This window comes from Streptomyces sp., assembly GCF_050698815.1.
Lineage (GTDB): Bacteria > Actinomycetota > Actinomycetes > Streptomycetales > Streptomycetaceae > Streptomyces.
The window spans coordinates 1-10,875 of the sequence record NZ_JBOHCV010000531.1 but is presented as its reverse complement, the minus strand read 5'-3'; the positions used below and the strand labels follow the sequence as shown (position 1 = coordinate 10,875).

At 71.8% G+C, this 10,875-nt stretch carries 11 protein-coding genes; 7 read left to right on the top strand and 4 right to left on the bottom strand.

Going from position 1 to position 10,875, the window contains the following annotated elements; all coding sequences use genetic code 11:
- From ACRDP3_RS19230 to ACRDP3_RS19220, 3 genes are all read left to right on the top strand, one after another.
- A partial coding sequence (locus ACRDP3_RS19230; protein WP_431518203.1) for a LutC/YkgG family protein occupies nt 1-367 on the top strand: 367 nt, incomplete at its 5' end.
- A gap of 198 nt (nt 368-565) precedes the next feature.
- A complete protein-coding gene (locus tag ACRDP3_RS19225) occupies nt 566-1,522 on the top strand; it encodes a GlxA family transcriptional regulator (protein ID WP_431518202.1) in 957 nt (318 codons plus the stop codon).
- Between the two features lie 65 nt (nt 1,523-1,587).
- Nucleotides 1,588-2,259: a DJ-1/PfpI family protein gene (locus ACRDP3_RS19220; RefSeq protein ID WP_431518201.1), complete on the top strand. Its 672-nt coding sequence runs from the start codon at nt 1,588-1,590 to the stop codon at nt 2,257-2,259.
- A gap of 176 nt (nt 2,260-2,435) precedes the next feature.
- On the opposite strand, the gene ACRDP3_RS19215 is transcribed toward ACRDP3_RS19220, so the two are convergent.
- Nucleotides 2,436-2,888, bottom strand: coding sequence for a MarR family winged helix-turn-helix transcriptional regulator (locus tag ACRDP3_RS19215; RefSeq protein WP_431518200.1), 453 nt, complete (start codon nt 2,886-2,888; stop codon nt 2,436-2,438).
- Nucleotides 2,889-2,940: 52 nt separating this feature from the next.
- Here ACRDP3_RS19215 and ACRDP3_RS19210 point away from each other — a divergent pair, with 52 nt between their 5' ends.
- Both ACRDP3_RS19210 and ACRDP3_RS19205 read left to right on the top strand, forming a co-directional pair.
- Nucleotides 2,941-3,333 (top strand): hypothetical protein, encoded by a 393-nt coding sequence (locus ACRDP3_RS19210; protein WP_431518199.1) that lies wholly within the window; start codon nt 2,941-2,943, stop codon nt 3,331-3,333.
- A gap of 121 nt (nt 3,334-3,454) precedes the next feature.
- Entirely contained in the window at nt 3,455-4,531 is a 1,077-nt protein-coding gene (locus ACRDP3_RS19205; protein WP_431518198.1) for a questin oxidase family protein, read from the top strand.
- Nucleotides 4,532-4,818: 287 nt separating this feature from the next.
- On the opposite strand, the gene ACRDP3_RS19200 is transcribed toward ACRDP3_RS19205, so the two are convergent.
- Nucleotides 4,819-5,340: an O-acetyl-ADP-ribose deacetylase gene (locus ACRDP3_RS19200; RefSeq protein ID WP_431518197.1), complete on the bottom strand. Its 522-nt coding sequence runs from the start codon at nt 5,338-5,340 to the stop codon at nt 4,819-4,821.
- Nucleotides 5,341-5,482: 142 nt separating this feature from the next.
- Here ACRDP3_RS19200 and ACRDP3_RS19195 point away from each other — a divergent pair, with 142 nt between their 5' ends.
- Nucleotides 5,483-6,781, top strand: a complete 1,299-nt coding sequence (locus ACRDP3_RS19195) for an exo-beta-N-acetylmuramidase NamZ family protein (RefSeq protein ID WP_431518196.1) — start codon at nt 5,483-5,485, stop codon at nt 6,779-6,781.
- A gap of 44 nt (nt 6,782-6,825) precedes the next feature.
- Here the strand turns inward: ACRDP3_RS19195 and ACRDP3_RS19190 are convergent, their stop codons facing one another.
- Together ACRDP3_RS19190 and ACRDP3_RS19185 are read right to left on the bottom strand one after the other, a co-directional pair.
- Entirely contained in the window at nt 6,826-8,139 is a 1,314-nt protein-coding gene (locus tag ACRDP3_RS19190; RefSeq protein WP_431518195.1) for an MFS transporter, read from the bottom strand.
- Between the two features lie 107 nt (nt 8,140-8,246).
- Nucleotides 8,247-10,160: an ABC transporter ATP-binding protein gene (locus tag ACRDP3_RS19185; protein WP_431518194.1), complete on the bottom strand. Its 1,914-nt coding sequence runs from the start codon at nt 10,158-10,160 to the stop codon at nt 8,247-8,249.
- 213 nt (nt 10,161-10,373) lie between these two features.
- Between ACRDP3_RS19185 and ACRDP3_RS19180 the strand changes: the two genes are divergently transcribed.
- Nucleotides 10,374-10,875, top strand: a 502-nt coding sequence (locus ACRDP3_RS19180; protein WP_431518193.1) for an FAD-binding oxidoreductase, incomplete at its 3' end; no start/stop codon positions are given.

Here is a 10,875-nt window from a genome sequence, read left to right as displayed (position 1 = left end):
ACGTGTCGCCGACTCCCCCGCCCTCACCCCGCACGACCTCGACGCCGTCGACAGCGTCGTCACAGGCTGCGCCGTGGCCATCGCGGAGACCGGGACCATCGTCCTGGACGCCGGGCCGGAGCAGGGCCGTCGCCGCATCACGCTGGTGCCGGACCATCACGTCTGCGTCGTACACGCCCCCGGCCAGATCGTCGACTCCGTCCCGGAGGGGCTCGAACGGCTCGATCCTGCCCGGCCCCAGACGTGGATCTCGGGGCCCTCGGCCACCAGCGACATCGAACTCGACCGCGTCGAGGGCGTGCACGGCCCGCGCACGCTGGAGGTGATCCTCGTGTCCCCCGACCCGCGTACCAGCCCGGAGGACTGATCGGCTACATCCACACCGCCGTGTCCTGCTACTAGTCCTACGCCTGGCGCGAGACGCTGACTGCGGCCGGCATCACGCACAAGCGCACACACCGCACTCGGCGGGCAGGTTCGCATGGGGATCAAGCGGATTCGTGCGGCAGAAAAGGTGGGGTATCCGTCATTGCTGCCAACGCCCCGCTCCGCCACGATGGTCGCCATGCGGCCACGCACCGTGCTCTTCGTCCTCTACGACGGCGTCCAAAGCCTCGACGTCAGCGGACCTCTCGAGGTCTTCGCCGGCGCCGCCCGCCACCCCGGGGGCTCTTACGAGGTGCGCACGGCGAGCCCCGGCGGCACCGCTGTCCGCTGCTTCAGCGGACTGCGGCTGGCACCGGACGCGGACCTGGCCGACGAGACCGCGCCGCACACTCTCGTGGTTCCCGGCGGCGAGGGCGCCTTCCAGCCCGATCCGCGCATCGTCGACTGGCTGCGCGAACACGCCCCGCGGGCCGAGCGGCTGGTCTCCGTGTGCACCGGCGCACTACTGCTGGCCGAGGCCGGACTGCTCGACGGGCGGCGGGCCACGACGCACTGGGCACACTGCGACCGGCTGCGCAAGCACCCCGGGGTCTCCGTCGACCCGGACCCGATCTTCATCCAGGACGGTCGCGTCCATACTTCGGCAGGAGTCACCGCCGGGATCGACCTGGCGCTCGCCATCGTGGAGGAGGACCTCGGCCGGGAGGTGGCGCTGTCCATCGCCCGTCACCTGGTGGTATTCCTGCGCAGGCCGGGAAACCAGGCGCAGTTCAGCGCCCAGCTGGCCGCCCAGACGGCCCGGCGGGAGCCACTGCGCGAGGCGCAGAGCTGGATCGCCGAGCACCTGGCAGCGGACCTGTCCGTCGAGGCGCTCGCCGCCCGCGCCAGCCTCTCACCGCGGCACTTCGCCCGGGCCTTCCGGGCGGAGACCGGGATGACGCCGGGCCGCTTCGTCGACCAGGTACGCCTCGAAGCCGCTCGCCGACTGCTGGAGGACACCTCCGACGGCGTCGAGGAGATCTCCCGCGCCTGCGGTTACGGCACCCCGGAGGCGATGCGCCGCGCTTTCGTACGCACCCTGGACACCGCCCCGGCCGAGTACCGCCGCCGCTTCAGCCCCGCACCCGCGCACTGAGCTTCAGCCACCCGCCCGCCACGCCGCGGGACAAAGACCTGCCGCCTGCCGAATCGAGGAGCCCCGTGCAGATCGCGATAGCCCTCTTCCCCCGCTTCACCTCGCTCGACGCCGTCGGCCCGTACGAGGTGCTGACCCGACTGCCCCGGACCGACGTCGTCTTCGCGGCCGAGCGCCGCGGCCCCGTGCCGAACGAGTCCGGCGAGCTGTCCCTCGTCGCCGAGGCGACCCTCGACGAGGTGACCCGCCCGGACATCCTGCTGATGCCCGGTGGCCCGGGAGTTCTGGACCAACTGGCGGAGGACGGCGCCCGACCGCTGGTGGAGTGGGTGCGCGCCGTCGACCCGTACACCATCTGGACCACATCGGTCTGCGCCGGCTCCTTGATCCTCGGGGCCGCCGGACTGCTCACGGGCCGCAGGGCCACGTCCCACTGGCTGGCCCTCGAGCAGCTCCCCGCCTACGGGGCTCAGCCCACGCTGGAACGGGTGGTGGTCGAGGGCAAGTACGTCACCGCCGCCGGCGTCTCCTCAGGCCTCGACATGGCGCTCACCCTCGCGGGCCGGATCGCGGGCGGGACGGAGGCCCAGGCCATCCAGCTTGCGATCGAGTACGACCCGCAGCCGCCGTATGACTCCGGCTCTCCGACGAAGGCCCCGGCGGAGGTGCACGAGGCCTTCCAGGCCCGGATGGGCCAGCTGGTCCTGGGCGAGCCGGACCGACCGGAGCCGAACTGACCAGGTGACGCGGCCCCCTGCGCTCCAGAAATACGGCGATGCCCTCCGCGGCGTGCCAGCGCTTCCCTCGCCCGCCCGGACGTGATCACCCGCGTCACACGCATTGCGCCACAACAGCTCAACACCCCTGCCCAACCCTGGGTTTGGGGCCGCCCCTGGTGGGGGTGAGGTGTCGTTCAGCGACCTGGACGGCCGTGGCTCATCTCGTGCAGAGTGCGCAGGCTCCGGAGGAATGCCTCCCGGTCGGCGGCCGGAACCTGCCCGAGCAGGCGTTCCTCGCCGTCCTGGACGGCGGCCCGGACGGTGTCCCGGAGTCGGCGGCCCTCCGGAGTGAGGGAGAGCAGGCGCACCCGGCGGTCCGTGGGGTCGGGCCGGCGGGTCAACAGCCCGCGGGACTCCAGGTCGTCGAGTACGGCGATGATCCGGGTCTTGTCGGCGTGGATGGCCTCGGCCAGTGCGGCCTGGGTGCGCAGGGGTGTCTCGTCGAGATGGGACAGCACCGCGTAAGCCCACATGGTGAGGCCGTGGGCGTCGAGGGCCGGCTGTTCGGCGGCCATCAGGGCGCGGCCCAGGGGGACGACCATCGCGGCGAGGTCGGGGCGGGGCGTGTTCCCGGGAGCTGCGTTCATGCCGGTGAACGTACCCGTTGACAAACCGTACGCTCAAGCAGATCGTAAGCGCATGCGTATCAAATTGTTGAGGTCGTCCTGGACACCCGGGCCGGACCACGGCCGGGACGGCCCCGTCCTGATCAGCGTCACCGACTTCAGGCTCGACAGGGTCATGGACCTGCCGGGGGTCCACCGTGCGGCCCGGCGACTCGCGGCGGGCTGGCCGGAGTTGGAAGGGGCGTACGGCATGTGGCTCTGGGCACGCCCTACCGCCCGCCGCTGCGGTGCCGTGGCTGTCTGGCGCGACGAGACCGCCCTGCACCGGTTCATCGCCTGGCCGCCGCACGTCGAGATCATGCGCGCGTACCGGGCGAGAGGCTCCCTGACCTCCACCACCTGGCACTCGGACGCGTTCGCCCCCGCGGAGACCTGGACCCGCGCCCGTAGTGGCTTGCTCGCCTGAGCCTCGCTCGGGCCTGTCCGACGGGGCAAGTCCTACGGCCAGTGGCGATAACGGGCTACCGCTGGAGTACTAGGACCGCAGCCCGTTACGCATCGCACCGGTCATGGCTAGCGTCATCAGCATGGACACCCACACCGCTGACAGCAGCGGCATCCTCGACGAGGCGCTGGAACGGCTGCACCGTGCAGGTCCGGAGCGCGAAGGCTGGCTGAGCAATCACGCGCCCATGACGGTCGAGGCCCTGGTGCGGCACGGGCAGGCGCCGGCCGTGCACCGGTGGCTCGACGGCTACCGGGACAAGCTGGAGGACATGCCCGCACGGTCCGTGCCCGTGACCGCGGCCAACTGGCAGGAGGCGCTGGGCGATCCACGGCGGCTGACCGACTGGATCGGCCATTTCTCCCGCAGTCTCGATACCCGCCCGTGGCGTGACGTCCTCACCGAGTGGTGGCCCAGACTGCTGCCCGGCATCACCGCCTCCGCCACGCACGGTGTGATCCGGGTCGGACACGCCGTGCGCACCCTGCTCGACGAAGAGCCTGCGGGGGACGACAGACACGGGCCGCGGCTCACGGAACTCGCACACGCCCTCGGCTACTGGGCAGCCCGGCACCAGACCCTGACCGGGATCGCCCGGCTTCCCGCCGCCGCCGGCTCCGCCGCCGCCGGCCTCGCAGCCGTGCCCCGCATCAGCGACCAGACCGGCGGCATCCGGGACCGGTTCGCCCGGATCTCAGGACTCCCCGGCCGTCCCGCCACGGACGGTCCGGACCCGGAGCACGCACGATGGCGTCTGCGGGAGCTGGTACGGGCGGCGACACACCGGTACGCCACGCACGCACACGGAGAGCCGGTCATGCTCGTACATGCCGCCACCGCGCCCAACGCCGTGCTGCGCACCCTGCCCGCGCTGCCGCCCGAGTTCTGGCTGCCGAGTCTGGACGCGGCCTGGTCGGCCGCCACCGCCGTGACCGCGGCCTACGCTCCGGCCGAGGCGATCGCCCCGGCGGGAGCGGCGGCGGACCGCACGACCGCCGGAGAGGTCTTCGAGCGCGCGGCCGCGCACGGCGACGAACACGCCATCAAACTCACGGACACGGCCCTGGACGTGGCCGCCTGGGACGCGGGGACTGACGGTCGGGGCGACGGCTTGGCGCTGGCCGCCGCGCTGCGCGCGATCGAGCTCATCGAGCCTTGAACGCCGCTGTTCGAACCGCGCGGTGTCGCCCGCCCCTCGGCGAACGATCTCGGCCTCGCCGTTTCAGCGGCGGGCGGCTGTCGTCCTTCGGACTACGAGGGTCGGGGAGCTGAGGGCGCGCATCGAGGTGACCCGGCCGTCGATGCGGTCGACGAGCAACCGTGCCGCCGTCGACCCCATCGTCCGTCCCGCCTGATCGACCGTCGAACTACCGGGGCAGCAGCCCGCGTCGGTGACATCCGGAGTGCACGAGTGGCCCGTGACGGTCCAGCACTGAGGGGACGTTTTCACGGCAGCGGCAGGCGGGCGGCGAAGGCGTCGTGGGAGTGCTTGTCGAAGAGCACGAAACGCAGTTCGTCGAAGCCCTCGCCCTCCTCGCGCACCGTGGCCACGGCGATGCGCGCGCCGTCGTCGAGCGGCCAGCCGTACACGCCGGTGGAGATCGCCGGGAAGGCGACGGTGCGGGCGCCGAGCTCCCGTGCCTGGCGCAGCGACTCGCGATAGCAGGAGGCCAGCAGCGCGGAGCGGTCCTCGCTCTTGGCCCAGACAGGGCCGACCGTGTGGATCACCCAGTGGGCGGGCAGCCGCCCGGCGGTGGTCGACACGGCCTGTCCGGTGGGCAGCCCGCCGCCGTAGTGCGCGGCCCGCAGCTCGCGGCACTCCGCCAGGATGTCCGGGCCGCCCTTGCGGTGGATGGCGCCGTCCACACCGCCGCCGCCCAGCAGCGAGGAGTTGGCGGCGTTGACCACCGCGTCCACGGCCTGTTCGGTGATGTCGCCCTGGACGAGCGTGATGGTCGGGTTCGGCATACGGGTCATCCTCGCACCGGAGGCCTGTCATTGCGCCGACCTCTGGCACCGTGCGCGCACCCTGGCAGCCACTGTGACCCTGGGATAGCTTGCGCCTCCAGACCTGCCCTCCGTTCGACCGCCTCCGGAAGGACGTACCCCGATGCCCAGCGCTCCCTCCCGCCGTTCACTCTTCCTCGGCGGCACGGCTGCCGCCCTCGGCACGCCGCTGCTCGCTTCCAGCGCCGCCGCGGCCCCCGCGGAGGCTGCCCGGGGCGGGGACAGGCACGTCATGCCGGGCGCCGACGTGGCCGCCGCGGCCGGATGGAAGCTGCTGCGCGGACGCAAGGTCGGCGTCGTCAGCAATCCCACGGGCGTACTGCGGGACGCAAGTCACGTGGTGGACTCCATGGCCGCGCACGGCGAACTGGACATCGTCGGCGTCTTCGGACCCGAACACGGCTTCCGCGGCAGCGCGCAGGCGGGCGGGTCCGAGCCGGAGTTCAAGGACCCGCGCACGGGACTGACGGTCTATGACGCCTATGGGGCCGACGCGGCGAAGATGGCCACACTGTTCCGCAAGGCCGGCGCGGACACCGTCGTCTTCGACATCCAGGACGTCGGTGTGCGCTTCTACACCTACATCTGGACGATGTTCCAGGCGATGGTCGCGGCCCGCGACGTCGGTGCCTCCTTCGTGGTGCTGGACCGCCCGAACCCGATCGGGCGACCCGCCGACGGACCGCTGATGACGAAGGAGTTCACTTCGGGGGTCGGGCTGAAGCCCATCATCCAGCAGCACGGCCTGACGGTCGGTGAGCTGGCCGGCTACTTCAACGGCGAACTGCTGCCCCAGGAGGGCGACGGCGAGAAGGTGGACCTGGAGGTCGTACGGGTACGGGGCTGGCGTCCCTCGGCACTGGCCCAGGACACCGGTCTGCCATGGGTGCCGCCGTCTCCGAACATGCCCTTCCCGGACACCGCAACCGCCTACGCGGGCACCGGCTACTTCGAGGGCACCAACCTCTCCGAGGGCCGCGGCACCACCCGCCCGTTCGAGTTCATCGGCGCCCCGTACCTGGACTACCACTTCAGCGACCGGCTCAACGCCCGTGAGCTGCCGGGCGTCCGCTTCCGCGAGGGCTACTTCGTTCCGACCTTCAGCAAGTACCAGGGCAAGACCTGCGCCGGCGTCCAGCTGATCATCACCGACCCGAGCCGCTACCGCGCCGTCCCGACGGCCGTGGCGATGCTGGCCGAGGCGCTCAAGTACGACGACTTCGCCTGGCGCAAGGACGACTGGGACAAGAAGCGTCCCTACTGGGTCGACAAGCTGTCCGGCTCGCCCCGGCTGCGGGAGATGCTCGACGAGGGCGAGGAGGCCGACGCGGTGACCTCCGCCTGGACCTCGGAGGTCCGCGACTTCGACCGCACGCGCCGCCGCTACTTCCTCTACCGCTGACGACCGCTGACCGCAGACCGGACCGCCGGCGGGGCCGCTGACCGTCAGCGCTCCAGGGGCTTGTGCGCTCCTTCCGGCAGCCGCAGGTACACCAGTGCGGACACCAGGCACAGCCCGGCGACGTAGAAGGGGAACGCGTCGGGGTGGCCCAGGTCCTTGAAGAGCGTGCCCATGTACGGTGCGGTGCCGCCGAAGAGGGCCACCGTCAGCGAGTACGGGAAGCCGATGCCCGCCGCGCGCACCCGTGCGGGAAAGACCTCGGCGTTCACGGCTGCGGCGACGGAGGTGTAGCCGGTGAGCAGCACCAGACCCGCGCACTGCACGAGCAGCAGCGACATGAAGGAGTCGGTGACCGAGCGGAGCAGCGGTACGGCCAGGACGGCGAAGCCGATGGCGAAGGTGAGCAGCAGCGGCTTGCGCCCGAACCGGTCCGAGAGCATGCCGCCCAGAGGTTGCAGCAGTGCGAAGAACGCGAGCGAGATGGTGCCGACGACGAGCGAGTCACCCTTGTCGAAGCCGACGTTGACCTGGGCGTACGTGGGCAGGTACGAGGTCCAGGTGTAGTAGGCGATGGTGGCGCCCGTGGTGATCCCGCAGATCAGCAGCGACTCGCGGGGGTGGGACCGCAGCGCTTCGAAGAGGCCGGGGCGCGGCGCGGCCAGTTGCCCGGCGCTGCGGGTCTCCTGCGCGCCGCGCCGGATCCAGAAGCCGACCAGGCTCAGCAGCGCGCCGAGCACGAAGGCCGCCCGCCATCCCCACGCCTGCATCTGCACGTCGCCCACGGAGGCGAGGAGGAGCGCCGTGACACCGGAGGCGACGAGCTGTCCGGCGGTGGTGGAGACGTACTGGAAGCTGGAGAAGAGCCCGCGCCGCCCCGGTGGGGCGGACTCGACGAGAAAGGTGGTGGAGGCCGCGAACTCGCCGCCGACCGACAGTCCCTGCAGCAGCCTGGCGACCACCAGCACCACGGGACCGAGGATTCCGGCCGCCGCGTAGGTGGGGGTCAGGGCCATCAGCAGACTGCTGCCGCCCATCAGCAGAATGGTGACCGTCAGCGCGGCACGGCGTCCGCTGCGGTCGGCGACGGCTCCCATCAGCAGCCCGCCGACCGGGCGCATGAAGAAGCCCACGGCGAAGACGGCGAAGGTGGACAGCAGGGGTACGAGGGAGTTGTCCGCGCCCTTGGGGAAGATCTCCGCCGCGATGTAGGTGGCGAGGAAGGTGTAGGCGAGCCAGTCGTACCACTCGACGGCGTTCCCTACGGAGGCGGCGAGCAGTTGGCGTCCCGGGCGTGTGGGCGGCGCGGTGCCGGCCTGGGGCGCTGCCTCCGTGGGCCCGGCGTCAGAGGGCTGAGTCATGGACCCTCATCTCCCCCGTATCCGTGTGGGCACACCGGTCCGAATGCCTCGGCCGCATGAACTCCCCATTCTCCCCACCAGTCCTCCTCCCTCACGTGGGCAGGCGCTCACACCACGGGCGCATCGGCCGTAGGGGCGCCTTCGGCGGGGGCGTCAGCGACCGGGGCCGCCGCGGCCGGGACATCAGCACGGGGGCCGGCGCCGGTGGAATCGGCGGAGACCGACGTACGGGCGTCCCGGCGCACCAGCGCCGCGTACCGCCCGCCGGCCGCCAGGAGTTCGGCGTGCGTGCCGCGCTCGGCGATACGTCCGCCCTCGAGCACCACGATCTGGTCGGCGTCGCGGACGGTGGAGAGTCGGTGCGCGATGGTGAGGGTGGTGCGGCCCGCCGAGAGGGCGTCGATGGCCTGCTGGACGGCGCGTTCGGTGCGGGTGTCCAGCGCGCTTGTCGCCTCGTCGAGGATGAGCACGGGCGGGTCGCGCAGGATCGTACGGGCGAGCGCGAGGCGCTGCTTCTCGCCGCCGGAGAAACGGTAGCCCCGCTCGCCGACGAGGGTGTCGTAGCCGTCGGGCAGTGCCGCGATGTGGTCGTGGATCTGCGCTGTCCCGGCGGCGGCACGCAACTGCGCGTCGGTGGCGTCAGGCTTGGCGAAGCGGAGGTTCTCGGCGACGGAGGCGTGGAAGAGGTAGGTCTCCTGGGAGACGACGCCGACGGCGCGGGAGAGGGTGTCGAAGTCGAGGTCACGCACGTCGACGCCGTCGAGCGTGACCCGGCCGCGGGTGACGTCGTACAGGCGGGGCACGAGGTAGCTGAGCGTGCTCTTCCCGGAGCCGGTCACGCCGACCACCGCGAGGCTGCTGCCCGCGGGAACGGTGAGGTCGACACCGTGCAGGGTGCCGCCGGAGTCCTTCCCGTCGTAGGCGAAGTCCACCTCTTCGAAGCGGACCTCGCCGCGCACCCCGTGCAGCGGCACCGGGGCCGCCGGTTCGGTGATGTCCACGCGCAGATCGAGGTATTCGAAGATGCGCTGGAAGAGGGCGAGCGAGGTCTGCATCTCCACTCCGGTCGACAACAGGGAGACCGTCGGCCGCAGCAGCCCCTGCTGGAGAGTGACGAAGGCGACGAGCGTGCCGATGGAGAAGCCGGGGCCGCCGAAGTGGACGAGCATCCCCGCCGTCCAGTACAGCAGGGCGGGGATCGCGCCCATCACGATGCCGATGGTGGACATCCGCCAGCGCCCGGCCATGTGCGAACGGATCTCCAGCCCGACCAGGCGTTCGGACTCGTCGGCGAAGCCGCGGGTGAGGGAGTCGGCGCGGCCCATGGTGCGGCCGAGCAGGATGCCGCTGACGGACAGCGACTCGGTGACGATGGCCGACATCGCGGCCATCTGGGCCTGCCGCTGAGTGGTGATCCGCTTCCGCTCGCGGCCAACGCGGCGGCTGACCCAGACGAAGAACGGCAGCAGCAGAAGTGAGGCGATGGTCAGCCGCCAGTCCAGGGCGAGCATGGCGACGACCGTGGCGACGACGGCGGTCAGATTGGACACCAGCGAGGTCGCGGTGGAGGTGACGGTGGCCTGCATGCCGCCGATGTCGTTGGCGATGCGGGACTGCACCTCGCCGGTACGGGTGCGGGTGAAGAAGGCGAGCGGCATCCGCTGCAGCTTGGCGTAGACGTCGGTGCGCAGGTCGTGCATGACGCGTTGCCCGACGGTGGTGGAGATCAGCGTCTGCAGAACGCCGAAGACGCTGCTCAGCACGGCGATGCCGACCAGCCCGAGGGCGAGCAGGCTCAGCAGCGCGGTGCGCCGCTCGGGGATGGCGACATCGAGGATCTCGCGGAGCAGGAAGGGCGCGGCGACCGAGACCACCGACGAGGCGCCGACCAGCAGGCCGACCACGGCGAGCCGGCCGCGGTAGGGGCGGAAGATGCGGAGGATCCTGCGGAGTTGTGCGGGGGGCTCAGGGGTGCCGGGGTCCTTGGGCAGTGGGCTCCAGTCCGGAGTGTGGCGGTGCAATGGGCTCCTTGGGGTCGCGGGGAGGGTCTCAAACGGCCATTCGAGATTACGCCGCAGGAGCGGCCGGACGGCGCGCCGGAGGCGGACCGCCGGACGCGCGCCCGGCGGTTCCTTACGACCTGGTGCGGGGGGTGCGGCCCCGGAACGGTCCCTTGACCCGCGCATAGCATGGAGGGCGCATCCGCTGTGCACGCGCGCCCCAGGGAGTGACCCATGCCGCTGCTCGACCCCGGTTCCGGTGCGCTGCGGCCGCACGCGGGCGCCGGTCACACACCCGCCGCCGACCGCGTTCCGGACCGGCTGGCCCACGGCACACCCGAGCCGCTGCGCGGTGAGCTGCGTCGGCTGCTGGGTGCCGAGAAGGTGCTGTGCAAGGTGTCGGACCTGGTGCGTTACGCCTCGGACGCCAGCCCGTACCGCTTCGTGCCGCAGGTGGTGGTCATCGCGGAGGACGTCGACGACGTCTCCGCTGTGCTCTCCTACGCCCGCGGCAAGGGCCGCCAAGTCGTCTTCCGTGCCGCCGGGACGTCGCTGAACGGGCAGGCTCAGGGAGAGGACATCCTTGTCGACGTACGCCGCCACTGGGCAGGGGTCGAGGTGCTCGGCGAGGACGGCGCCCGCGCGCGCATCCAGCCCGGCACGACAGTGGTACGGGCGAACGCCGCCCTGTCACCCTATGGCCGGCTGCTGGGTCCGGACCCGGCGAGCGCCATCG

Bases quoted from the DNA above. Each gene is read 5' to 3' on its own strand.
- ACRDP3_RS19225 (WP_431518202.1), top strand. From the start codon at position 566: ATGCGGCCACGCACCGTGCTCTTCGTCCTCTACGACGGCGTCCAAAGC.
- ACRDP3_RS19215 (WP_431518200.1), bottom strand. From the start codon at position 2,888: ATGAACGCAGCTCCCGGGAACACGCCCCGCCCCGACCTCGCCGCGATG.
- ACRDP3_RS19210 (WP_431518199.1), top strand. From the start codon at position 2,941: ATGCGTATCAAATTGTTGAGGTCGTCCTGGACACCCGGGCCGGACCAC.
- ACRDP3_RS19205 (WP_431518198.1), top strand. From the start codon at position 3,455: ATGGACACCCACACCGCTGACAGCAGCGGCATCCTCGACGAGGCGCTG.
- ACRDP3_RS19200 (WP_431518197.1), bottom strand. From the start codon at position 5,340: ATGCCGAACCCGACCATCACGCTCGTCCAGGGCGACATCACCGAACAG.
- ACRDP3_RS19195 (WP_431518196.1), top strand. From the start codon at position 5,483: ATGCCCAGCGCTCCCTCCCGCCGTTCACTCTTCCTCGGCGGCACGGCT.
- ACRDP3_RS19190 (WP_431518195.1), bottom strand. From the start codon at position 8,139: ATGACTCAGCCCTCTGACGCCGGGCCCACGGAGGCAGCGCCCCAGGCC.